This is a genomic window from uncultured Anaerofustis sp. (genome assembly GCF_938029165.1).
In the GTDB taxonomy this organism is placed as follows: Bacteria; Bacillota; Clostridia; order Eubacteriales; family Anaerofustaceae; genus Anaerofustis.
Genome location: NZ_CALHFB010000030.1, coordinates 151,663 through 174,926, shown reverse-complemented (window position 1 = coordinate 174,926; position 23,264 = coordinate 151,663). Strand labels below are relative to the sequence as shown.

Annotated in this window: 24 protein-coding genes; 13 read left to right on the top strand and 11 right to left on the bottom strand. The window is 29.4% G+C overall.

Going from position 1 to position 23,264, the window contains the following annotated elements; genetic code table 11:
- Positions 1-26: 26 nt before the first annotated feature.
- Positions 27-1,697, bottom strand: coding sequence for a hypothetical protein (locus Q0516_RS03850; RefSeq protein ID WP_294466188.1), 1,671 nt, complete (start codon positions 1,695-1,697; stop codon positions 27-29).
- Positions 1,687-3,783 carry an MMPL family transporter gene (locus Q0516_RS03845; protein WP_294466186.1) on the bottom strand — a complete coding sequence of 699 codons (2,097 nt, stop codon included), beginning with the start codon at positions 3,781-3,783 and terminating at the stop codon, positions 1,687-1,689. The genes Q0516_RS03850 and Q0516_RS03845 overlap by 11 nt, the downstream gene beginning before the upstream one ends.
- Before the next feature lie 204 nt (positions 3,784-3,987).
- On the opposite strand from Q0516_RS03845, the gene Q0516_RS03840 reads away from it, so the two are divergent.
- From Q0516_RS03840 to Q0516_RS03785, 12 genes are all read left to right on the top strand, one after another.
- Positions 3,988-4,590 (top strand): TetR/AcrR family transcriptional regulator, encoded by a 603-nt coding sequence (locus Q0516_RS03840; RefSeq protein ID WP_294466185.1) that lies wholly within the window; start codon positions 3,988-3,990, stop codon positions 4,588-4,590.
- Between the two features lie 146 nt (positions 4,591-4,736).
- Entirely contained in the window at positions 4,737-5,597 is an 861-nt protein-coding gene (locus Q0516_RS03835; protein WP_294466182.1) for an ABC transporter ATP-binding protein, read from the top strand.
- Positions 5,597-6,298 (top strand): ABC transporter permease, encoded by a 702-nt coding sequence (locus tag Q0516_RS03830; RefSeq protein WP_257480148.1) that lies wholly within the window; start codon positions 5,597-5,599, stop codon positions 6,296-6,298. The genes Q0516_RS03835 and Q0516_RS03830 overlap by 1 nt, the downstream gene beginning before the upstream one ends.
- Before the next feature lie 203 nt (positions 6,299-6,501).
- Positions 6,502-6,921, top strand: a complete 420-nt coding sequence (locus Q0516_RS03825) for a helix-turn-helix transcriptional regulator (RefSeq protein ID WP_257480147.1) — start codon at positions 6,502-6,504, stop codon at positions 6,919-6,921.
- 17 nt (positions 6,922-6,938) lie between these two features.
- Complete coding sequence (locus tag Q0516_RS03820) at positions 6,939-7,802, top strand: ABC transporter ATP-binding protein (protein WP_294466174.1); 864 nt, start codon at positions 6,939-6,941, stop codon at positions 7,800-7,802.
- A complete protein-coding gene (locus Q0516_RS03815) occupies positions 7,783-8,430 on the top strand; it encodes an ABC-2 transporter permease (protein ID WP_294466171.1) in 648 nt (215 codons plus the stop codon). The genes Q0516_RS03820 and Q0516_RS03815 overlap by 20 nt, the downstream gene beginning before the upstream one ends.
- 102 nt (positions 8,431-8,532) lie before the next feature.
- Complete coding sequence (gene ybaK / locus Q0516_RS03810; protein WP_294466168.1) at positions 8,533-9,000, top strand: Cys-tRNA(Pro) deacylase; 468 nt, start codon at positions 8,533-8,535, stop codon at positions 8,998-9,000.
- A 63-nt stretch (positions 9,001-9,063) separates the two neighbouring features.
- A complete protein-coding gene (locus Q0516_RS03805) occupies positions 9,064-9,495 on the top strand; it encodes a MarR family winged helix-turn-helix transcriptional regulator (protein ID WP_294466164.1) in 432 nt (143 codons plus the stop codon).
- Positions 9,496-9,531: 36 nt separating this feature from the next.
- On the top strand, positions 9,532-10,299 hold the full coding sequence (locus Q0516_RS03800; RefSeq protein ID WP_294466160.1) for a sulfite exporter TauE/SafE family protein: 768 nt from the start codon (positions 9,532-9,534) through the stop codon (positions 10,297-10,299).
- 35 nt (positions 10,300-10,334) lie between these two features.
- Positions 10,335-10,880, top strand: a complete 546-nt coding sequence (locus tag Q0516_RS03795; RefSeq protein ID WP_294466157.1) for a ferredoxin domain-containing protein — start codon at positions 10,335-10,337, stop codon at positions 10,878-10,880.
- A gap of 442 nt (positions 10,881-11,322) precedes the next feature.
- The gene (locus tag Q0516_RS03790) at positions 11,323-12,105 is read left to right on the top strand and encodes an EFR1 family ferrodoxin (protein WP_294466154.1); all 783 of its coding nucleotides are present in this window, start codon (positions 11,323-11,325) and stop codon (positions 12,103-12,105) included.
- Positions 12,106-12,211: 106 nt separating this feature from the next.
- The gene (locus tag Q0516_RS03785; RefSeq protein WP_294466148.1) at positions 12,212-13,669 is read left to right on the top strand and encodes an FAD-dependent oxidoreductase; all 1,458 of its coding nucleotides are present in this window, start codon (positions 12,212-12,214) and stop codon (positions 13,667-13,669) included.
- Between the two features lie 72 nt (positions 13,670-13,741).
- Here Q0516_RS03785 and Q0516_RS03780 read toward each other — a convergent pair whose 3' ends face one another.
- The 9 genes from Q0516_RS03780 to Q0516_RS03740 form a co-directional block, all read right to left on the bottom strand.
- Positions 13,742-14,200 carry a threonine/serine exporter family protein gene (locus Q0516_RS03780; protein WP_294466147.1) on the bottom strand — a complete coding sequence of 153 codons (459 nt, stop codon included), beginning with the start codon at positions 14,198-14,200 and terminating at the stop codon, positions 13,742-13,744.
- Position 14,201: 1 nt separating this feature from the next.
- Positions 14,202-14,954, bottom strand: a complete 753-nt coding sequence (locus Q0516_RS03775; protein ID WP_294466144.1) for a threonine/serine exporter family protein — start codon at positions 14,952-14,954, stop codon at positions 14,202-14,204.
- Between the two features lie 157 nt (positions 14,955-15,111).
- Complete coding sequence (gene phnX / locus Q0516_RS03770; protein ID WP_294466141.1) at positions 15,112-15,888, bottom strand: phosphonoacetaldehyde hydrolase; 777 nt, start codon at positions 15,886-15,888, stop codon at positions 15,112-15,114.
- Positions 15,888-16,979: a 2-aminoethylphosphonate--pyruvate transaminase gene (gene phnW, locus Q0516_RS03765; RefSeq protein WP_294466139.1), complete on the bottom strand. Its 1,092-nt coding sequence runs from the start codon at positions 16,977-16,979 to the stop codon at positions 15,888-15,890. Before phnW ends, phnX begins: the two co-directional genes overlap by 1 nt.
- Positions 16,980-16,998: 19 nt before the next feature.
- Positions 16,999-17,991: an extracellular solute-binding protein gene (locus Q0516_RS03760; RefSeq protein ID WP_294466134.1), complete on the bottom strand. Its 993-nt coding sequence runs from the start codon at positions 17,989-17,991 to the stop codon at positions 16,999-17,001.
- Complete coding sequence (locus Q0516_RS03755) at positions 17,975-19,552, bottom strand: ABC transporter permease subunit (RefSeq protein ID WP_366940183.1); 1,578 nt, start codon at positions 19,550-19,552, stop codon at positions 17,975-17,977. Before Q0516_RS03755 ends, Q0516_RS03760 begins: the two co-directional genes overlap by 17 nt.
- Before the next feature lie 71 nt (positions 19,553-19,623).
- Positions 19,624-20,394, bottom strand: a complete 771-nt coding sequence (locus Q0516_RS03750) for an ABC transporter ATP-binding protein (protein WP_294466130.1) — start codon at positions 20,392-20,394, stop codon at positions 19,624-19,626.
- Positions 20,395-20,622: 228 nt separating this feature from the next.
- A complete protein-coding gene (locus tag Q0516_RS03745; protein ID WP_257480131.1) occupies positions 20,623-21,333 on the bottom strand; it encodes a helix-turn-helix transcriptional regulator in 711 nt (236 codons plus the stop codon).
- 139 nt (positions 21,334-21,472) lie between these two features.
- Positions 21,473-21,877, bottom strand: a complete 405-nt coding sequence (locus Q0516_RS03740; RefSeq protein WP_257480130.1) for a hypothetical protein — start codon at positions 21,875-21,877, stop codon at positions 21,473-21,475.
- 184 nt (positions 21,878-22,061) lie between these two features.
- On the opposite strand from Q0516_RS03740, the gene Q0516_RS03735 reads away from it, so the two are divergent.
- The gene (locus tag Q0516_RS03735) at positions 22,062-23,231 is read left to right on the top strand and encodes a cation diffusion facilitator family transporter (protein ID WP_294466115.1); all 1,170 of its coding nucleotides are present in this window, start codon (positions 22,062-22,064) and stop codon (positions 23,229-23,231) included.
- Positions 23,232-23,264: the final 33 nt, after the last annotated feature.

Below are 23,264 nucleotides of genomic sequence, written 5' to 3'. Positions count from 1 at the left end.
TTACAATATTATTGAGTTTAATTACTTTATTCTATAGCATCTGTTTTATATATAAATTTAACACTTCCATTCATATTATCTGATATTCCTGAAAAATTATTATAATCATTAGCTTTATCTATAGTTGTATGAAGCCTAGACTTTAAGTTATCTATACTTCCGGCAGCTTCAACAAGTTTACTTATACCCTCTTTATCAAATTGGTTCATACCTTCTTTTAGTTGCTTAGAACCTTTTTGTAATTTATTTATCCCGCTTATCAGTTGACTGCTTCCTTTTTGAAGTGTATTAAGTCCGTCACTTAAATCATTGCTTCCTGATATCAATGGATCGATACCTTTATTTATTAAATCATTTGCACCTATAGCTATTTTATCGCTTCCCTGTGTTTTTAACAATTTACTTCCGTCATATATCTGAGAAAGTCCGCTTTGTAAGTCAGAAGCACCTTTCATAATTGTTGGATTTCCTCCGGAATTAGATGATGTAGTTAGGTTATAAGATATTTGCTTTTGACCTTTGATAGTTTGGTCTAGTGTACCTGACATCGTTTCAAGCTGTGCAATCATCGGATTTGAAGGATCTGCACTCTTTAATTGACTTATCATGGTATCAATACCTGATTTTACTTGTTCATTATAAGCTATTGTTTGATTTAAAGTGCTTCCGGCTGTATTTAAACCTCCCTTTAATGTAGAAGCTCCTTCTTTTGCTGTTTTTAAACTCGTTGAAAGAGTATCTATTTTATTAGATAAAGTGTTTGCTCCGTTTTTTATATCATTTGCTCCTGTTTTTAGCTGTTTGCTTCCATCGGCTAATTTTTTAGCACCTTTATTTAATTTATCTACTCCTGTTGTAAGTGTTCCCGATTTATCTACTAAAGTGGTAATTCCTTTATATAATTCATCTGATCCTTCAACAAGGCTGTTTGAAGCACTTGAAAGTTTACTTAAAGAATTTGTTAAATCCATTAAACTATCTACATCGGATAAGTCTATGTCACTAAATATTTCATTCGTAGCATAACTCATACTTCCGTCAAATGTAAAGTCTTTTACATCGGCACTTACTTCAAAATATGAAGGTATATCTACTCCTTTCATACTTAAAGACTCATCCATTCCCGGAAAACCGTACCCTATGATTAATGTATTATCTCCTTCATCAACTGATTTTCCGTTTGTAACTTTTACATTGCTTATTTTTTTAGAATCCATTATCATCCCTGAAACTATCATAAACGGGTTATTATTGAATGTTGTATTTTTATAATCAAATCTTATTTTTAATTTTCCTGATTTATGTGCTATATCCTCTGCACTTACTTTTTCTCCATTTAAGTAATATGATAGTTTTACACTTATAGGTAGTTTTTTATTTGATGTTCCTTGGTAAGTTATATCTTTTCCTTCACTGTTCCATATTACTTTAGAAAAAGTTTTATTGAATGTTTCTTTTCCTTTAACATTTTTTATATCTCTTAGATTAGATTTGTCTTCGATTTTATCACCTTTTTTTGTGTTTTTTAAAGTGTCGCTTACTATTTTTTTATTTACATTACCGTTTTGGTCTGCAATTACATATACGCTTTCTTCTTTAGTTACTTTTGAACTTTTTGCAAATATACTTGGAGTAAATGTAGAAATTACAAGTAACGAAGATAAAGCTCCTGCGATTATTTTGTTTTTATTTTTCATTTAAAACTTCTCCTTTATTACCTATATTGAATTTATAACTTGTTTTTATTATTAGTTTATCAAATATCATCAATGCTGATGGAAGCATGAATATAACAGTAAACATACTTATGATCGCACCCCTTGATAAAAGAGTACAAAGAGAACTTATCATATCCACTTTTGAATAAACAGAAACTCCGAGAGTTGATAAGAAAAATCCCAAAGCACTTACTATGATTGAATTTATTGATGTTTTAAGAGCTATCGTCACAGACTCTTTTTTACTAAGTCCGTTAGTCCTTTCTCTTTTATATCTCGTTGTCATGAGGATTGCATAATCTACCGTAGCTCCAAGCTGTATAGTACCTATAACTACAGAAGCTATAAATGGTATCGTGGTATTTGTATAGAAAGGTAAACCCATATTTATAAATATAGCGAACTCTATAATTGAAACCAATATAATAGGAAGGGATATTGATTTAAATACGAAGGCTATTATAATAAGTATTGCTATTATTGAAATATAACTTACAACTTTAAAATCTCTGTCTGTTATATCTATTAAATCCTTAGTACATGCGGCTTCTCCTATCACCAGTGAGTTCTTATCGTATTCACTTGTAATGTTATTTATACTTGTTATTTGATTGTTTACTTCTGTTGATGCGGTTTTGTAAGATGAATTTATTATTATTAGTTTATATTTATCGCTTTCTAATAATTCTTTCACGTCGCTTGGTATCATTTCATCGGGTACAGAAGGATCTACTATAGAATCCAGTGATAAGACATCTTTTATACCTTTTACATCTTTTATTTTATTTATCATATTATAGGTATCTTTTCTGGATAGATTTTTATCTGCAAGTATCATATGTGTTGTACCTATATCAAAATCTTTAACTAATGCATTATTTGCAACTATACTTTCTGTTTCAGCAGGGAGTGTATCAGCTAAGTTATAGTAAACTTTTGTATTTTTATATCCGTAAATAGAAGGTATCAATATTATTACAAACAGTAAAGCAAATATTTTATAGTTTTTAACTATAAAGTTACATAACTTATCAAAGTTCGGCATAAAGTTTCTATGTTTTGTTTTATTGATTGTCTTTTCAAAAGTAAGTATAAATGAAGGCAGTATTGTAACGCAGGATATAATACCTATCACTACGCCCTTTGCCATTACTATTCCAAGATTAAGTCCGAGAGTAAATGTCATAAAACAAAGAGCTAAAAATCCTGCTATAGTTGTTATGGAACTTCCTACTATCGAAGTAAATGTATTTGTTATGGCATTTGCCATTGCTTCATTTTTTGTGTCAAAGTTTTCGAGTTCTTCCTGATAACTGTGATATAAAAAAATCGAATAGTCCATTGTAACGGCAAGCTGAAGAACTGCAGTCAATGCTTTTGTTATGAATGATACATCTCCTAAGAAGAAGTTACTTCCGAGGTTATATAATATGGACATGCCTATACTGAGCAGAAAGAATACAGGGATCATAAATGAATCCATTGAAACAGCTAATATTATAGATGTAAGAATAGCTGCTATTATTACATAAACCACTGTTTCCTGATTGACGACCTCTTTTATATCTGTTATTACAGATGACATACCGCTTAAGAAACATTGTTTATCGGATATACTCCTTATCTCTTCCACAGCTTTCATCGTTTCATCCGACCCCATACTTCCTTTAAAGAAAATTGCCATTAATGTTTCATTATTTTCTTTGTTGTTAAATTCCTTATAAATATTATCCGGAAGTATTTCTTTCGGTACAGATGTATCCATTATATCGTCGTACCATATTACCGATTCAACACCTTTTACATTTTCTATTTTGGTCTTCAAGTTTGATATGTCTTTATCTTCCATTCCCTTAACTATATACATACCAAATCCGCCTTTACCGAATTCATCGATGAGTATATCCTGACCTTTCATCGTATCCAGGTCTTTAGGCAGATATGATAATATATCATAGTTTATCCTTGTAGTAACAAATCCTATTACTGACGGGATCAATAAAAGTAAACTTATTATTAAAATCAGTATTTTATTTTTTACTATTTTTTCAGATATTTTTATCATATAATTTCCTCCTCAAGTTTAATATATGAAGGTATATATTAAATAATGACTATTAGTCATTTTATTATTGTAGAAGATTATAATACTAATATGACCATTAGTCAATATATAATAAATAAAAAATGACTTTTGGTCAATTATTTTGATTTAATAATTGACTTTCCTCTGTTAATATAATAATATTTAAAGTAAGGAGATATAAAAATGGGGATTATTGAAGATAAAAAGAAATTAAAATTAGATGCTCTTTTAGATTCTGCATTTAGCTTATTTATAACAAAAGGAATAGAAAAAACATCTGTATCGGATATAACTAAAAAAGCTAAAGTTGCAAAAGGAACTTTCTATTTATACTTTAAAAATAAATATGATATTAATGATACTCTTATTTTCAATAAGTCTACGGAAATTTTTAATGCAGCAAAATCAGCTTTAGAAAAAGAAAATATAAGTGAATTCCATGATAAAATAATATTTATAGTGGATTATATAATTGATTTACTGGATAAAAGTCCAATTATGTTGAGTTTCATTGCTAAAAATTTAAGCTGGGCCGTATTTAAGAAAGTAATAATAGAGGATAATGAAGAAGATAATAAATTTAAAAAATATTTTTACGATTTGATTGACACATCAGGATATAAATTTGATAATCATGAACTTATGCTTTATACCATATTGGAATTTGTAAATTCAACTTGTTATAATGTAATATTATATAATGAGCCTGTAAAACTCGAGGTACTTAAAAAGTTTTTATATAAAGATATAAATGCGATAATAGATAATCATATAATCGAAGAATAAAGACTATTTAGTATTTTAGTCTTTTTTTATTATGTAAATAAAAGTAAATTTCAAAACTGTTGACTACTGATTTTAAACAATATATAATGAGATATAAGTTTTAAAAATTACTATAATATTTAAGTAAAATTTATACGAGGTATTGTATGGCGAAAAATAAAAACATAGTTATAAAGCTGGAACATGTTAACAAGAAGTTCGGCGAAAAAGAAGCATTAAAAGATGTAACTTTTAATGTAAATAAAGGTGAAATATTAGGTTTTTTAGGTCCTTCCGGAGCAGGTAAAACCACTTTGATAAAAATCCTTACAGGTCAGATCCCTTCGGATCTTGGTATTGCAGAAGTATTTAATAAAGAATGTATAAGACTTAAAGATGCAGATTATGAAAGAATAGGTATGGTTCTTGACGACAGCGGAGTTTATGAAAGACTTACTTGTTTTGATAATATTCTTTTCTTTGCAGATTTACATAATATATCAAGACAGGAAGTTCATGATGTATTCGATAAAGTAGATTTAGCGGATGCTAAGTGGGAAAAAGCGGGTAACTTATCAAAAGGTATGAGGCAAAGACTTGTTATAGCAAGAGCTATACTGCATAAACCCGAACTTATATTCTTAGACGAACCTACAAGCGGTCTTGATCCTTTAACAGCTCAGAAAGTACATAAATTATTATTTGAACTTAGAGAACAAGGTACTACTATATTCCTAACTACACATAACATGGAAGAGGCAACCAAGCTTTGTGATCATGTAGCGTTACTTAATGAAGGTGTTATTGTTGAGTATGGTGTTCCTGACGAATTATGCAGACAGTATAATGAAAAAAATGAAGTCGAATTACTTCTTAAATCTGGTAATATAGTAAGATATTTAAATAACAGTGAGTGTGCCGATAAGATAGCAAATCATTTCAGAAACAATGAAGTCGTATCTATCCACTCTTCTGAACCTAACTTGGAAACAGTATTTATTGCTCTTACAGGAAGGAAGTTAATATAATGTCAACATCACTTAGAAAAATAAAAGCAATTTTTGTTAAAGAAATCAAAGATGCACTTAGAAGTAACAGAATAGTATTTTTATTCTTACTTTTCCCTGTATTTGCATATTTGATAACAGCAATGATGAAAGGAAATGCAGGAACAAATCCGCTTATTTTCCTTACAATGCATATATCTATGATACCTTTGATGATTACTGCTGCACTTATTGCAGAGGAAAAAGATAAACAAACTTTAAGAGTACTGATACTATCAAATGTTAAACCGTTACAGTATCTGCTTGGTGTAGGTAGTTTTGTATTCGTACTTAATATAGTTACTTCATGTTTGTTTTTGCCTCTTTTAAATTTAGAGCTTATATATATACCTCAGTTTTTACTTATAGTAATGCTCGGTATACTATGTTCAACGATACTTGGTGCTATTATAGGGGTAATTGTTAAGTCGGGTTCGAATGTAGCTGCTGCAAGTACACCTATAACAATTTTGTTCGCACTTGTTCCACTAATTGCATCGGGTACAGGAAGCGGATTTTTATCTACCATTGCAATGGGATTATACAGCGGACAATTGATGACTATTATATTTGATATAGCAAATAACTTTACTTTCCTACGAGTTTCTATCATGATGGTAAACTTGGTGGTTCTTGCAACTGTATTCGTATTTGTTTATAATCAAAAGAAATTATCGGATTAATGATATTTAGTATTTTTTAGACAGGTTTTTACCTGTCTTTTTTATTTTATAAAAATATAAACATGGAAATAATAATATTATTATTGGATAAATGATGATATATTTAAATTATATTTTGCAACTAAATATAACATAAATGTAAATATTGGTTGGTTTTAAATTTTCTATATTAAATTTATACTTTTGAATTAAGGAGAAGAGTCATGATTTACAAAAATTTAAAAGACTTAAGGAAAAATAACGGTTTGACTCAGGAACAGTTGTCAGAGAAGATAGGTGTTAGCAGGCAAGCCATAGCAAAATGGGAAAAAGGAGAGAGTATACCTGATTTATATAGTATATTGGAACTATCCAATGTTTACTCGGTAACTATCGATACTTTGGTGAGGTATTTACTCGATGATGTAGATGATAAATCCGATGATGATGAAGGCAAATATTTATTTGGTACTGTAAAAGTCGGCGATAGGGGACAAATAGTTATACCTAAAGAAGCAAGAAAAATTTTTAATATCAATGCAGGAGATTATCTTATATTTTTAGGTGATATAAATAAAGGATTGGCTCTTGCTAAGACAGAAATATTCAAACCTATAACAGACGAGATATTAAAAGATAAATAAGAAAAGGACATAATAAAATGAAAGTATTAAATATAGAAAATTTAAATAAAAAGTATGAAAAGTTCGAACTTAAAAATATATCATTTTCTCTTGATGAAGGTAAAATAGTAGGATTTATAGGTAGGAACGGAGCGGGTAAAACGACCGCAATTAAATCTATTATGAATTTTATTCAAATCGATGACGGCGATATAACTTTTTTTGAAAAATATAACAGAGATAATATAAATAAAATAAAAAAATATATTGGTTTTGTAAGCGGAGGTATAGATTATTATTCTTTAAAACCTATCAAAGTTATAACTTCTGTTACGAAGAGATTTTATGACAACTGGGATGATGAAGCATATAAGGATTATATGAATAAATTTAATATCGATGAAAATAAGAAACCCTGTGAATTATCCGAAGGAATGAAAGTAAAATATTCTCTGATACTTGCACTTTCTCATAATGCAAAGTTATTGATATTTGATGAACCCACAAGCGGGTTGGATCCCGTTTCGAGGGAAGAACTTTTAGATATATTTTTAGAGCTTATAAATAAAGAAAAGGTAACGATATTTTTCTCTACTCACATAACATCAGATTTGGAAAGATGTGCAGACAATATCATATATATAAAAAACGGAAAAATCATTTTAAATGAAACTTATGATGATTTGATAAATAAATTTAAATGTGTAAGAATAAACAAAGAAAATTATAAAGTTGAAGATAATAAAAATCTAATAGGAATAAAAGAAACTAAATATGGTTGTGAAGGCATTATAAAGGCAGAGGAAAAGTTAAAAGATTATTATGAATTAATTAATACTGATTTGGAAAATATAATGATACATTTAGAGAGGGATGAAAATAATGAAAAATATATTATATAAAGAATTAAAACTTGCTGTTCATCCGAGTACATATGTATTTTTACTATTATCATCAATGGTAATGATACCCAATTATCCTTATATGGTCATATTTTTCTATAGTATTTTAGGAATATTTTTTATATCTTTAAACGGCAGAGAAACTAAGGATATATATTATTCAATGCTTCTTCCCATAGACAGAAGTGATATTGTGAAAGCCAGGATATTATTTGTTTGCCTTATTGAAATATCTCAAGTTTTGTTACTTATACCTTTTATAATTATAAAAAATATATTTGTATATACACCTAATCTGGCGGGACTCGATGCAAATATTTCATTATTGGCAATGGGATTTTTGATATATAGTATATATAATTATGTATTCTTTACACATTATTATAAGAATGTAAATAAAGTGGGATATTCATTTTGTATAGCTTCAATATTTTCTACTATACTTATGATAATAATTGAATCATCTACACATATTTTTCCCTTTGTAATTAATTATATAGATACTCCCGATAATATATTCTTATTTGGAAAAATAATGATATTAATTGTCAGTATATTTATATTCATTATATCTAATATATTTACATATAAAAAGTCGGTAAAATTATTTAGTGATGTAGATATATAGTTTTAATACCTTATGAAAATAAGGTATTTTTTATTTACAAAAATTGAAAGAAAAATTATCATGTGTTAAAATTAATTTAAATTACTTATAAAGAGGTCAATGATGAGTGAAAAAACGAATGTTATGAGGATATTGGATAAAAAGAATATTAAATATAAAAGTTATACATATAAGGAAAAAGGAGCTATAAGCGGAAGGGAAGTAGCTAGGTATTTAAATCAAAATGAAAATCAAGTTTTTAAAACTTTAGTTACCGTAGGTAAATCCAAAGAACATTATGTGTTTGTCATTCCCGTAAATAAAGAACTTGATTTGAAGAAAGCCGCAAAAAGTGTAGGTGAGAAATCTATTAATATGATAAAAGAAAAAGAGCTTTTACCGCTTACCGGATATGTTCATGGGGGATGTTCTCCTATAGGGATGAAGAAATTATTTACAACTGTCGTTGATATAACCTCAGAAGAATTTGATACTTTTATATTCTCTGCCGGTAAAGTTGGATATCAGGTTGAAGTAAAAATAAATGACTTAAAGAAAGTCATAAAATTTAAACTTGAAGATATCGTATAAATTAAATATATTGACAAAGTTTTTATAAAGTGTTATGGTGTATATACACGAAAAGGTGAGGGTATGGATAATTCAAAAAAATATAGCTGTTATTGTATTAATTTTAGAAGAGCGGCAAATATAGTTACAAAATATTATGACAATTATTTAAAAGAAGTTGGTATTACAATAAATCAGTTTTCTTTACTTAAAAATATATTAAAGATAGAACCTGCTTCGGTAAGCGAGATTGCAGTTAAAGTAGGACTTGAAAGAACTACCGTGGTAAGAAATTTAAAATCTTTATTTAAAGAACAATTAATAGAAGATATTTCAGATATATCTGAAAGAAATAAAAAAGTAAGGCTTACCGAAAAAGGGAAAACTCTTTTAAATTCGGCTGTACCATTGTGGGAAAATGCTCAGAAAGATATCGAAAATAAAATAGGTAAAGAAAATTTCACTAATTTATTAAAAACTTTAGATAGTTTAAATAAATTAGATATTGATAATTAGTATTTTATTTAAGTAAATTTATATTGAGAGGTTTTTATGATTTTTAATTATTTGATTTATATTATATCAGGGCTTGGTGCAGGGATAGGAACCGGTTTGGCAGGTCTTTCTGCGGCGGCGGTTATTTCTCCCATGCTAATTACATTCTTGGGATTTAATGCGTATGAAGCTGTTTCTATCGCGTTGGCTTCGGATGTTTTAGCTTCTGCAGTTTCTGCTTACATATATTACAAAAATAAAAATATAGATATTAAAAACGGGATTATAATGCTTATCGCAGTATTAATATTTACCGTCGTGGGAAGTTATATAGCTTCAATAGTACCCAATTCCACAATGGGTAGTTTTTCTGTATTCATGACATTTTTACTGGGTATCAAATTTATAGTAAAACCCGTTATGACTACTAAAGAAAATTTGGAGAAAAAAGATAAAAAATCCATGATCATAAGTTCTATTATTTGTGGTATACTGATTGGTTTTATATGCGGATTTATAGGTGCCGGAGGCGGTATGATGATGCTTCTTATTTTAACGAGTGTTCTTGGATATGAACTTAAGACTGCTGTCGGTACAAGTGTTTTCATCATGACTTTTACTGCATTTACAGGATTTTTATCTCACACTGCCATAAGTACTACCCCGGATATACCTGCTCTTATAACTTGTATAATAGCTACATTTGTAGGTGCGAGAGTGGCTGCATTATTTGCAAATAAATCAACTCCCGAAAAGTTAAACAGGATAACGGGTATAGTTCTTGCTGTTCTTGGACTTGCAATGATACTTGTAAAAATTATATAAAGTATATTTTATATAAATAAAAAGGAGATATAAAAATGTTTTACGATGAAAAACAAATGGAAGAAAAAGCTGTTTTAGAAACTGCCGCAAAGATGTGTGCCGCTGCGAGAACCGCGCCAAAGGCAAAAGGTGTAGACAATATCGTAACCGTTGTCTTAACCGGAAAAGAAAAGGATGAACTTGCAGATAAAATGGAAGAAGTTTATTTAAGAGAATTCGGAGAAACAGAAGGGCATTATGTAAGGGACGGAAGAAACCTCAGAGCTTCGGATGCAGTAGTATTGATTGGTGTAAAAAAGGCTTATACAGGACTTCCTCATTGCTCGTTCTGCGGATTTGAAAACTGCAGTGAAAATAAAAAGTTAGGCGGAAGATGTGCTTTTAATACATTGGATTTAGGTATTGCTATAGGCTCAGCCGTTTCTGTTGCCGCTGATAACAGGGTTGACAGCAGAGTCATGTTTTCGATAGGAAAAGTAGCCGAGGAAATGGATTATGCTGAGGGTGAAGATATTTTATGGGAAGGTATCCCTATAAGTATCAGCGGAAAAAGTCCATATTTTGACAGAGTTAAAAAATAGAAATATAAAAAAGACAATATATAATTGTCTTTTTTTGTTTTAAGCAGACTTTGTTAATATTGAATAAGTCTATTATTTAATCTATATTGATTAAATAAAATTATATATTTCAAAAAAATAAATAAACCTTTAATGAATGTAAATTAGATTTAATTGTTTTTATATGATATAAAATAAAAGTAATTATTTATTATTATTGATTTAAATAAAATCATATTTATATTGTTTTGATAATATAAATAAAATTAAAATTATGAATTGCGAAATAACAGATTTATTGATTAGTTACATTGAAGAATTTGGTAAATATAATTTATAATAAGTTAAATATCATATTATATGACTTGGTTTTATTTAAATTAAAACAGTTGATTTTAAAAATATTAATATTAATTTTAGAAAATTAATAAAATAATCAAATAGAAATAAAAAGGAGATAATCATGAAAATATCAAAGGTGAATAGCATATGTTTCAGTCCTACAGGAGGTACTGAAAAAATAGTAAATATCATTTTAGATATATGGGATAAGGAACTAATAAATAATATAGACATATCTGTACATAATGAAAACTATGAAAAATATCAATTTAATAAAGATGAACTCTGTATAATCTCGGTTCCGTCTTTTGGAGGCAGAGTTCCAAGTGCTGCAATAAATAATATTTCAAAAATAAAAGGTAATGATACTCCTGCTTTACTTATCGTTTCTTATGGTAACAGAGCATATGATGATACGCTAAAAGAACTTAAAGATATACTTAAAGATAATGGTTTCTTATGTTTTTCTGCTATTGCGGCTGTAGCTGAACATTCCATAATGCACATTTATGGTAAAGGACGTCCCGATGAAGATGATAAAAAAGAATTAACTGATTATGCTAATAAAGTTAAAGATTATTTAAATGATAATGATTATATTAAAGGCAATGTTGAAGTTCCCGGAAATTATCCTTATAAAGAATATAACGGAGTTCCTATAAAACCTAAATCTTCTGACAAATGCATTGAATGCGGGCTATGTGTCAAAAAATGTCCTGTAGGGGCAATACCTATGGATAACCCAAAACTTACGGATAAAGAAAAGTGTATTTCCTGTATGAGATGTATAGAGATTTGTCCTAATAAAGCAAGAAGTGTCAGTAAAGTTATGCTTGCGGCTTCTAAGAAAAAGTTAAAAAAAGCATGTGAGAGCAGAAAAAATAATGAATTTTATATTGAATAGATAGAGCTAAAAAGCAGTAAATAAATACTGCTTTTTTTATTTTTATAATGTTATACATTTCAATAATGTGTCAATAATTATAAAAAAATATTAAGAGGTATTTATTATGGATGCACTTTGGAAAAACACTACTGATTTGCCTAGCTATGAAAGCTTGAAAAATAATATCAATGTTGATGTAGCCATCATAGGAGGAGGTCTTGCCGGTATACTAACAGCTTATAAATTAAAGGAAAAAGGAATAAATGCTGCTATTTTTGAAGCGAAAGAAATATGTTCGGGTACTACCGGATATACGACAGCAAAAATATCTTTGGCTCACGGACTTATTTATAATTATTTGATAGATAATTTTTCTTTGGAAAAAGCAAAAGAATATGCCGACTATAATAAAAGAGCTATAAAAGAATTTGAAGATTTGATAAATAAAGAAAATATTAATTGTGAATTTAAAAAATGTTCTTCTTTTCTTTACTCTACTTTATATGATTATCATTTAAAAGAAGAATATGAAGCAGCTATTAAATGTGGTATAGACTGTGAATTTTTAGATGAAAGAAAACTGCCCAAAAGATTTAAGGGTGCAATTAAATATACTAATCAAGCAAAATTTAATCCTTTAAAGTTTGTAAAACATATAATAAACGGTTTAAAAATATATGAAAATACATTTATAAAAGAATTTAATGGAGATAATAAAGAATTAACTACCGATAAAGGATATAAAATAAAAGCAGATAAAATAGTATTTGCATGTCATTATCCTTTTGTGAATACTCCCGGATATTATTTTTTAAGGATGCATCAGGAAAGATCTTATGTACTTATAGCAGAAAATACGAAGAAGCTTAAAAATGTATATTTAGATGTAGATGATAAGAGTTATTCTTTTAGAAGCTATGATAAGTATCTTTTGTTTGGAGGAGAAAATCACAGGACGGGAGAAAATAAAGAAGGCGATAAGTATAAATTACTCAGAGAAAAACTAAGAACATTTGATAAAGATTATAAAGAAGTCGGACAATACTCGACTCAGGACTGTATAAGTATAGATAAGGTTCCTTATATCGGATTATTTTCAGACTCTCTTAAAGATGTTTATGTGCTTACAGGATTTAACAAGTGGGGAATGACTTCTTCTATGCTTGGAAGTAATATAATTGCTGATATGATATCCAATGGTTTAGATAATAAAAATAGTATTTTTTCTCCAAGCAGATTTGATACCAAAGGCATTGTTAAATCGGCTATTAAAGAAGGTCCATATTCCATAAAAGGATTATCTAAGGAATTTCTTGATATACCAAATACAGAGCTTGACAAACTGCCTTTGGGACATGGAGGAGTTGTTAAGTATAATGGTAAGAAAGTCGGAGTATATAAAGATGAAAGCGGAAAGTGCTTTATAGTTTCTACAAAGTGTCCTCATTTGGGATGTGAACTGTCATGGAACCCTGATGAAAAATCGTGGGACTGCCCCTGCCATGGTTCGAGATTTGATTATATGGGCAATATTATAAATGATCCAAGTGTAGAAAATCTTGAATTTATAGAGAAGAAGTGATAAATTATAGCTTTATGTTTTTGGGCGCGGAATCTGCGCAGCAGGCGTAGTGCCCATAAGATTAGACCTTATTTAATAAGGTCTTTTTCTTATATAATATTTTTTTACTTTTGTAATTATTTGCATTATTGAAGTTACTAATATTATTCCAAAAGAAATTGCCGCCGCTTCTTTTATAACAAGATTAAAAAAATAAATGAAGCTATTCATATTATCTGTAACCAAATTATACATCGTATAATATAAGTCCCCTCCCGGGATCAAGGGTACCAGTATTGGTATTAAGATTATTATCACCGGAGTTTTTATTTTTCTTGAAATGATTTCTGCGAATATAGATAATATAAAAGTTGAAATAAATAAACTTATTACTTTATTTGCATTATAACTGTAAAAAAATAAATAACAAATCCAAGACATTGCTCCTCCGAACGCTATTATAGATATCTTATCTCTTTTTATATTAAAAAGTATCGCAAAACCTACGGAACCCAATAGGGCCATTATTATTTGAATAAGACTTTCTATCATGTTAACCTCCTAAGGGTATTAGAATAAGAGCAAACCCCAGTGCAACCGCTATAGCTTTAAGTAAGGATTCGAGCAACCCCAACAGACCGGATATTATATCACCGTTGATTAAATCTCTTAAAGAATTTGTAAGAGGGATCCCCGGTATCAGAAGCATTATATTGCCTATTATGATTTTATCTATATTACTTCCTACACCCATATTTGATAAGGTTACTGCACTTAAAGCCGTTACTGTAGAGGATAAAAGACTTATAACTATATTATTCATATTAACTTTATTTAGTAGTTCAAGTAATAAATATAAAAATCCTCCTGTCATTCCCGACGCTACAGCATCTAAAAAAGTGCCTCCGAAGAAGACAGAAAAAGCAAATGAAATAGATATATAAGAAAATAAATGTAATACTTTGGGATAATTTTTTGTTTTATCTATATTTTTTATTTCCTTTTCTACTTTTGAAATATTTATTTTCTTAGAACATATATCTCTGGATAGTTGGTTTAAATATTCGACCTTTTCAAAATTTGTATTATATTTTTTAATTCTTCTCGTTTGTGTCAATATTTCATCATTTGAGAGGTGTATAGTTAAAATTATTGTTGATGTAATAGTAAATACATCTACTTTTTTAAAACCGTAAGCATTTCCAATTCTTATCATAGTGTCCTCGACTCTGCTTACTTCCGCTCCCGATACAAGAAGCATTTCACCTATATCCAATATATTAGAAACTAATTTGGAACTTTGCATTCAGTGTCCTTTCTAAAATGTATAAAGTCTTTTTTTTATTATATTAATATTTATGGTTATTTACCGGATTTATTTTAAATTTATATTATATTTATAAATTTAAATAGATGACAATTATCATTGCCATCTATTTTTTGTACGGAGTAATATATTTATATTAAAGGGCATTAATAATATCTATTATTCCTCTAATATCATTAATTATATAATCTGCTCCTGCATTTTTATAAGATAGTTTTACTCTTTCAATTTCTTTTTTCTTATTATCCTGGCTTAAATTATTATATTCTTCCATTGTCAACCCCATTTCAGAGCTGCCTTCGATAATACCTACAGAAATAACTCCCGCATTTTTTCCTTCCAAAATATCAGAAACGGTATCTCCGACTTTAATAACTTCATTTACGGATTGTATTTTTAATTCTTCAATGTTCTTAAATATCATATATGGATAAGGTCTTCCTATTCCATTAGTCGAATCGGGACTGAACCATATATCAGGTTCATATCCTTGCTTCTTTGCCGAGTCGGTTACTATTTTCATCATTTTATCTGTATAACCTGTAGTTGAGCCTATTTTAATGTTCATTTTTCTAAGCTCTTCTACTGTTTCCAAAACATAAGGCTTTACATCAGAATATTTATCCAAAACTTTTAATATCATATCTGAAAATCTATCATGCATGATTTTAACGTCATCTTCATTAAAATCTCTATTATGTTTTTTAGTAAATTCTTTATTTAATCTATCCATATTAAGCATAGTTCTTATATGATCTATTTTAAGCATACCCATTGGTTTTCTTGTTTCTTCCATTGTTGGATTGAGTCCGTATGCGTTAAAAACTTCTATAAAAGTTTGAACGGGTGCAAAACATCCGTAGTCAACCGTTGTTCCCGCCCAATCAAAAATAACTGCTTTAATTTTACTCATTAGTTTACTCCTTTTAAAAATTCTTCTATAATTGCACATAATTTTATTATGTCTTCTTTATATATTTCGCCTATATTACCTATTCTAAAAGAATTTATATTTTCAATTTTTCCCGGATAAATTGCATACCCTCTTTGTTTTATAAAGTCATACATTTCTTCAAATGTGTAATTGGCATTTTTAGGATAAATAAAAGAAGTGATTATTGGAGACTGATATTTATTATCTACATATGTATCAAAACCAAGTTCTTTCATTTTATCTATAAGCAAACGGTTATTGTTATAATATCTTTCATATCTTTTATCAACTCCGCCTTCTTCATTTAACTCATCAAGAGCTTTATTAAATGCAAGGACAGTATGAGTCGGTGATGTAAATCTCCATTTTCCGTCTTTATTCATCGTTTCCCACTGAGAGTATAAATCAAGAGAAAGGCTTCTAGCTTTATTTTTACATTTTAGTATTTCTTCTTTTTTAGCTATTATAAATGAAAATCCCGGTACCCCTTGTATACATTTATTAGCGCTGCTTATGATAAAATCTATATTATAATTTTCCACGGGAATATCAATTCCGCCGAAACTGCTCATGGCATCAACAATAAATATTTTATTGTATTCTTTAACTACTTTACCAATTTCTTCAATATCATTTAATATGCCTGATGTGGTTTCACTATGTACAATAGAAACATGAGTAATAGCTTTATCATTTTTAAGAATATCTTTTATTTTATTTATGTTATGTCTTTTATTATAATCTTCGGTATATATAACGTAATTTATTCTATTATGTTTTGCAATATCCGCCATTCTTTCTCCGTAAGCTCCGTTTGCAAGGATAAGAAGTTTATCATTTTCACCTACAGAACTCGATAATACCGATTCTACGCCAAAAGTACCGCTTCCCTGTATTAAAGTACATACATAATTATCTTTATTGACTTTTGCTAAGTTTAATAATTTATCTGTTATATCTCTTGTTATCTTTTTATAATCCTCATCCCATGTACAATGGTCAAAGAGCATTTGCTCTTTGACCGAGTCAGTAGTTGTAAGTGGTCCCGGAGTTAATAGTTTATATTTCATATTTAGAATTTTAATCCTCCTATTTGCAATTTTCGGAAAAGTCTTGATGCTGTTTCAACAAATCCGCTGATAATTTTTCTTTAAATACTTTAGGATATTTGGAAGAGTTCTCTTTGTTTGTTGTTTCTCCTTCATATAATGCGTTAGGATAATATTTGATCAATTCACTTCTTCCTTTTTCAATGATACATTTTGCGATTTCCATACAAAGTGGATTTGTTTTATCACCTTTATCCACTACTGCTACTGATTCCGTAAGTGAAAAGTTGCCTTCAGTAGGATCGACATAATCTATGGGAAGTCCTTCTTTTTTGTCCGATACCGCTTGTTGTCTGAGACCAAAGCCTATTGCTACTTCTCCTGAGCGGACTTTTTTAATTGGTCCCGAACCTGATTCTTCAATATGAGGTCCTGCATTTTGATAAAGTTTTTTTAGTACTGTAGCTCCTTTGTCTTCTCCGTATTCACTGATTATAGCTTGAATAAGTAACCAAGCTGTTGAAGATGATTTTATATCCGTAACTGATATATTATTTTTATATACATCTTTTGTTAAGTCCTTAATGGATTTAGGCATAGGAAGATTATTTTCTTTTAGTACATCTGTATTTACTATGATTGCACCTTCTTGAGATGTTATAGGAGCATATATTTTAGGAAACTTATCTTTTGTTTTAACATCAAATGTTAATTCTTTAAACATTGTATTTTTATCTTCTGCACTGTCCAGATAAAAAGAAGACATTGTTACCATATCTGCTTCGATATTTTTTCCTTCGGCGATTAACTTTCCTCCAAGTTCGCTTGTTCCAAATGTTTGGAACATATATTTGTCTTTGTATCCGTTAGAATCAAGAGCGGTAGACATAGCTTCAATCGCTTCATCATCTGCATTTGAATATATGATCACTTTATCCGAGTTTGAGTTATTCTCTGCCTTATTATTTCCGCATCCCGCGAAAAGTCCTAATCCCAAAATTAAACATAATAATAAACTAATTAATTTTTTCATTTTCTTTTTTATTCCCCTTATTCTTTTTATTTGCCAGTCTTTCAAAAATAATTTTTATAATTACATTTGTTATCATTATCATTAAAGATAATATAAATATTTCATTGAATTTTGCAAAATGCTGAAGTTCCTTTATTTTAGTTGTAATGACCATTGTTTTGGTTCCAACCAAAAATACTATTGCACTTATCGTTACCATTGCGTTTACAAAGTAATAAGATAATACTTCAAAGATTGTTGATTTTGCATTTGGTGTTACTACTCTTATAATTGTTTTGACCCAGTTATCTCCCATGAGCATAGCGGTAGTTTCCCATGAGCTGTTCATCTTTTCCAAAGAATTTTTAAACATTAGGTACGGTGTTGAAAAGTAGTGAATTATATTACAAATTATGATTAAAGGAAAAGTATTTTGAAGACTTGTTCCCGTAAACATGAGTAAATATGCTATACCTAAAACCATCCCCGGTATGGTGTTTGTTATAATAGATATATTTTCTATTACTTTTTTTAATTTTTTACTTAGCTTACTTCTTGCAGTGGCAAGCGCAGCGCCATACGTAATAAGCATACCTATTACAGCGGTTAAGACCGCTACAAATATCGAGTTTAAATATACCTGACCGAGATTTTGACCTGTAATGGCATTTTTTATATTATCCAAGGTAAATGTCAAGTCATAAGGCCAACCTTTTATAAAAGGTATAAGGAATATTACCAGGAAAAGTGACAGTATCATGATTGAGAATACTGATGATACACAACCGAAAAATACATCTCTTGAAGTATTCTTTTTTATTTCAACTGTAGAAATTTTTTGATATCTGATATTATATTTTTCTAAATAAGTAAGTATCAAAATACTTAAAACTGAAGGTATAAGCATTATTATAGCTATAACTGCTCCGGTATTGAAGTTTGGAAGAGCACCAAGCATTTCTCCATATAAGTTTGAGGCAATCACGGAGTACTGACCTCCTACTGAAGCCGGAATACCAAAGTCGGTAAAGCTTAAGAAAAATGCTTGAATAAATGATGCTGCCAGAGTTCCGAGGAGAGGTTTAAGCAGAGTATTTTTAAATGTCTTAAAGCCGTTATCTCCCATTATCTTGGAAACGATCATAAATTTTTTGTCTATGTATAGCATAGTATTATTTATGAGCATGAATGCTATGGGAAGAGTATATATCACAAAACCCAAAACCAGTCCGTTAAATCCATATATTTCAAAAATCTGTTTACCGAATATTTTAGTAAGAAGTCCTTGTTTACCAAAAGAGTATATAATCGCAAAACCATATGTTATGGTTGGTAAAAGCATTGGTAGTGTACAGCTAAGTTTTATTATTTTCTTTACTTTTTTATTTACATTAGTATATTGGATCGTATAAGACATAAAAAAAGCAATCAATGTTGCTATTAAAGCACTTACTATAGATACTTTGAAACTGTTTAAAAGCACTGTAGAAAAGTTTCTTTCACTGAACACTTCTTTTATATAATCCAGAGTAAAACTGCTGCCATTCAGAAATGCATTACCAAGTATATGCAGTAATGGCATTAGCAGAAAAAAAGCAAAGATAATTAAAATAGATGCATATATTATTTTAATCTCTAAGCCCTTTTTTTGTTTCATGCAAATTCACCGCTTAGATTATTGTTAACTTGAAATAAACTAAATATATTATTTCTTTTTATCTCAAGCTGATTTAATATAAAATCTTTTACGAAGTTATTATTGGGACTGTGAATGATTTCTTCCGGTTTACCGTACTGTGAAATTTCACCTTCGTTTATAATAAGTACCCTATCTGAAAGAGTTAAGGCTTCTTCAGGATCGTGAGTTACAATTATAGTTGTAAGATGAAGTTCTTTTGCGATAGTCTTGATCTTTTCTTTTATTGATTCTTTTATAACACCATCTAAAGCACTTAATGGCTCATCAAGCAGAAGAATGTCGGGTTTCATTACAAGAGTTCTTGCAAGAGCTACTCTTTGTTTTTGTCCTCCGGAAAGCATTTCAATTCTTTTATCTAAATGAGGCTCTAATCCCAAAAGGTGTATCATTTCATTTACTTCTTCTTTTGTGGAGATATCCGGATTATTTTTGAGTCCGTAAGTTATATTTTCATATGCATTTAAATTTGGGAATAAAGCATAGTCCTGAAAAACTATATTAAATCCTCTTTTTTCCATAGATATATTTGTTAAGTCTTTATTATTGAACTTTATTTTGCCGCTGTCTGCATCGGTGAGTCCCAATATCAGATTTAACAGTGTAGTCTTACCGCTGCCTGATGGTCCTAAAATCGATACGATTTCTCCGTCGTTTATTTCCAGGTTAATGTTATTTAAGATAACATTATCACCGTATGATTTTTTTATATTCTGTAATTTGAGCATTATATTTCTCCTTTTTACTTTTCTTGTTTTGTTAAAGTTTACATAAAAAGGAAAGTCTTCACTATCAAATTACTCTTAATTTTTTGTAAATGTTTTGTAAATTTAAAACGCATATGAATTAGAACTTGCAATAAAGACTTTGTAAAATTTATAATCAAAATAATATTCAATAGTACTCAAATAAAAAAGAAGAGTATAATTCTCTTCTTTTCATAATGCATATGAATTTTATCTTATATTTATATTACTGAATAATTTAATAAGAAAATCCGGTGTGTTGGGTAATTCTTTTAATATGAGGTATTTTATATTTTTTGTATTTTCCATTATTGAAACAGGTCCGTTAGCATATCCTCCTGCGGCGATCTTACTTGCAAAGGCAGCTCCTCCTATTGAGTATATACCGATTGACAAACCTCCAATGGCAAATATACCAAGTGCAAATCCTCCTATAGCGATTCCCCCTATTGCAAATCCTCCGATACTTATCACTGAGGCAGAAAATCCGCCAAGCGCCAGTAATAATCCGAGTGCGACCGGACCTATAGAAATAAGTCCCATTGATAATAGACCTATTGATATCAAACCTTTTGCTATATTTCCGATGGCTATGATCCCCTTTGCTTTATATAGACCTCTTCCTATATTTATGTGTATAAACGGAATACCTCCTATTTTTCTTTTGCTGATGTATTCATAGTGAGTTTTGATTGGTATATAGTTAATTTCTTTATTATTTATATTTGTATTTCCTGCAAGTTCATCCAGACTTATGTTATAAAGCTTGCTTATTAATACAAGTTTATCGAACTCGGGATAACTGGAGTTTGTTTCCCATTTTGATATCGTTTGCCTTGAAACACCGATTTCATTTGCAGCCGTTTCCTGTGATATACCTTTTTGTTTTCTTAATGTATATAATTTATTTCCCAGATCCATATTTAACCTCTGTTTTATTTTGTTAACTTAAATATACACCAAAGACATTAAAATAGCTATCAATCTTACTTTGAATTTTGTCAACCAAAGTTAACATAAAAAAATAACTATCATTTTTAAGATAGTTATTTTTTACAACTTATTGTTCTTGAGTTTGTTTTTTGTTCATAGTTGCTCCGGACATCATAAAACATGGAGGTATGAGCGGTATAGCTACATTTATAATATTAAGTGCAGACCAGTTGGTTGTCAAACAAACCAATAATACCATGAATATAGAAAGTATATAGGGTGTTTTCCATGATTCCGGCTTATTTCTGGTCATAAAAGCTACTGCTGCATTTATTGCATGTAATATCAGGATAGCATAGAAGCCAAATAATCCAAGTAATCCTTCTTTTGCACTTATACCTATAGATTTATAAAGTTCTGATGATGATTCGTTTTGTAAAATAACAACAAGTAACAGACTGCCTAATGCTAAAATAATATCCATAATGGCAGAAGCAGTTAAAAAGTTATATCCTTTTGCTTTTTTATTCATATATTTTCTCCTTTAAATTTGTTTATTTACTCAAATTATAACATAATGTTATTTGAATAGATACTTTATATATAGAAATAATAAAAATATTATAGTTTATGAAATTTAAAAACTATCACATAAAAGCTTTGTAAATTTATGCTAAATATTGTATTATATTGTAAGTAAAAGGTAGGGGATTAAAATGGTTAATTTATTAGCTAGAAAGTTTATTAAAAATTATGATGATGTAAATAACGAAAATGTCAGGAGTGCATATGGGATATTATGCAGTATATTAGGCATTTTATTTAATGTATTTTTATTTGGTATCAAATATTTTGCAGGAGTGTTAAGCGGGTCGATTGCTATTATGGCAGATGCATTTAATAATTTATCCGATGCAGGGTCGTCGTTAATTACTTTGATAGGATTTAAGTTTGCGGGGATGGAACCTGATAATGAACATCCTTTCGGACACGGAAGAATAGAATATATAGCGGGTTTTATTGTGTCGGTTCTCATAATATTAATGGGTGTTGAATTATTTAAATCGTCTGTAATTAAAATTTTCAGTCCTGAAGCAATAGATACAAGTTTAATAGCGATTGTTATTTTGATTATATCTATCCTTGTTAAATTATATATGTCTTTATATAACGGAAGTATAGGTAAAAAGATAAATTCATCCGCAATGAAAGCCACTGCTACGGACAGCAAAAGCGACTGCATTGCTACCACTGTTGTACTCATATCTATGTTGATACTTAAACTAACAGGTTTAAATATCGATGGTTACAGCGGAGTGCTTGTTGCTTGTTTCATACTTTATGCAGGTTATGATGCGGCAAAAGAAACTTTAAGTCCGCTTCTCGGGCAGCTTCCCGATAATTCTCTTGTTCAAAGTATCGAAGATATAGTAATGAATTATGATGAGATAGTAGGGATACATGACCTTGTAGTTCATGATTACGGTCCGGGAAGGCTCATGATTTCTCTTCATGCGGAAGTTCCCGGTAGCGGAGATATATACGTTCTTCATGATGCTATAGACAGAGCCGAAATGGAGCTCAGCGAAAAACTTCACTGTGAAGCAGTTATCCATTTGGATCCCATAGATACCGATGACGAAGAAACTATGAGAATGAAAGATTTAGTAAGTAAAAAGATAAAAGAAGAAATAGATGAAGTTATTTCTATTCATGATTTTAGGATGGTAAAAGGTCCAAGTCATACGAATGTGATTTTTGACGCGGTGATACCTCCCAAATATAAAATGAGTGAAAAAGAAGTAGAGGATAGAATAAAAGAGCTGGTCAGCAATAGTTTCAAAAACCACTTTGCGGTAGTCAAAGTGGAAAGTACATATATATAAATAGAACTTTGCCCATTTTGGGCAAAGTTTTTT

Excerpts from the sequence above, each read along its gene's own strand:
- Q0516_RS03850 (WP_294466188.1), bottom strand. The coding sequence starts at position 1,697 with ATGAAAAATAAAAACAAAATAATCGCAGGAGCTTTATCTTCGTTACTT.
- Q0516_RS03845 (WP_294466186.1), bottom strand. The coding sequence starts at position 3,783 with ATGATAAAAATATCTGAAAAAATAGTAAAAAATAAAATACTGATTTTA.
- Q0516_RS03840 (WP_294466185.1), top strand. The coding sequence starts at position 3,988 with ATGGGGATTATTGAAGATAAAAAGAAATTAAAATTAGATGCTCTTTTA.
- Q0516_RS03835 (WP_294466182.1), top strand. The coding sequence starts at position 4,737 with ATGGCGAAAAATAAAAACATAGTTATAAAGCTGGAACATGTTAACAAG.
- Q0516_RS03830 (WP_257480148.1), top strand. The coding sequence starts at position 5,597 with ATGTCAACATCACTTAGAAAAATAAAAGCAATTTTTGTTAAAGAAATC.
- Q0516_RS03825 (WP_257480147.1), top strand. The coding sequence starts at position 6,502 with ATGATTTACAAAAATTTAAAAGACTTAAGGAAAAATAACGGTTTGACT.
- Q0516_RS03820 (WP_294466174.1), top strand. The coding sequence starts at position 6,939 with ATGAAAGTATTAAATATAGAAAATTTAAATAAAAAGTATGAAAAGTTC.
- Q0516_RS03815 (WP_294466171.1), top strand. The coding sequence starts at position 7,783 with ATGAAAAATATATTATATAAAGAATTAAAACTTGCTGTTCATCCGAGT.
- ybaK (WP_294466168.1), top strand. The coding sequence starts at position 8,533 with ATGAGTGAAAAAACGAATGTTATGAGGATATTGGATAAAAAGAATATT.
- Q0516_RS03805 (WP_294466164.1), top strand. The coding sequence starts at position 9,064 with ATGGATAATTCAAAAAAATATAGCTGTTATTGTATTAATTTTAGAAGA.
- Q0516_RS03800 (WP_294466160.1), top strand. The coding sequence starts at position 9,532 with ATGATTTTTAATTATTTGATTTATATTATATCAGGGCTTGGTGCAGGG.
- Q0516_RS03795 (WP_294466157.1), top strand. The coding sequence starts at position 10,335 with ATGTTTTACGATGAAAAACAAATGGAAGAAAAAGCTGTTTTAGAAACT.
- Q0516_RS03790 (WP_294466154.1), top strand. The coding sequence starts at position 11,323 with ATGAAAATATCAAAGGTGAATAGCATATGTTTCAGTCCTACAGGAGGT.
- Q0516_RS03785 (WP_294466148.1), top strand. The coding sequence starts at position 12,212 with ATGGATGCACTTTGGAAAAACACTACTGATTTGCCTAGCTATGAAAGC.
- Q0516_RS03780 (WP_294466147.1), bottom strand. The coding sequence starts at position 14,200 with ATGATAGAAAGTCTTATTCAAATAATAATGGCCCTATTGGGTTCCGTA.
- Q0516_RS03775 (WP_294466144.1), bottom strand. The coding sequence starts at position 14,954 with ATGCAAAGTTCCAAATTAGTTTCTAATATATTGGATATAGGTGAAATG.
- phnX (WP_294466141.1), bottom strand. The coding sequence starts at position 15,888 with ATGAGTAAAATTAAAGCAGTTATTTTTGATTGGGCGGGAACAACGGTT.
- phnW (WP_294466139.1), bottom strand. The coding sequence starts at position 16,979 with ATGAAATATAAACTATTAACTCCGGGACCACTTACAACTACTGACTCG.
- Q0516_RS03760 (WP_294466134.1), bottom strand. The coding sequence starts at position 17,991 with ATGAAAAAATTAATTAGTTTATTATTATGTTTAATTTTGGGATTAGGA.
- Q0516_RS03755 (WP_366940183.1), bottom strand. The coding sequence starts at position 19,552 with ATGCCATTACTGCATATACTTGGTAATGCATTTCTGAATGGCAGCAGT.
- Q0516_RS03750 (WP_294466130.1), bottom strand. The coding sequence starts at position 20,394 with ATGCTCAAATTACAGAATATAAAAAAATCATACGGTGATAATGTTATC.
- Q0516_RS03745 (WP_257480131.1), bottom strand. The coding sequence starts at position 21,333 with ATGGATCTGGGAAATAAATTATATACATTAAGAAAACAAAAAGGTATA.
- Q0516_RS03740 (WP_257480130.1), bottom strand. The coding sequence starts at position 21,877 with ATGAATAAAAAAGCAAAAGGATATAACTTTTTAACTGCTTCTGCCATT.
- Q0516_RS03735 (WP_294466115.1), top strand. The coding sequence starts at position 22,062 with ATGGTTAATTTATTAGCTAGAAAGTTTATTAAAAATTATGATGATGTA.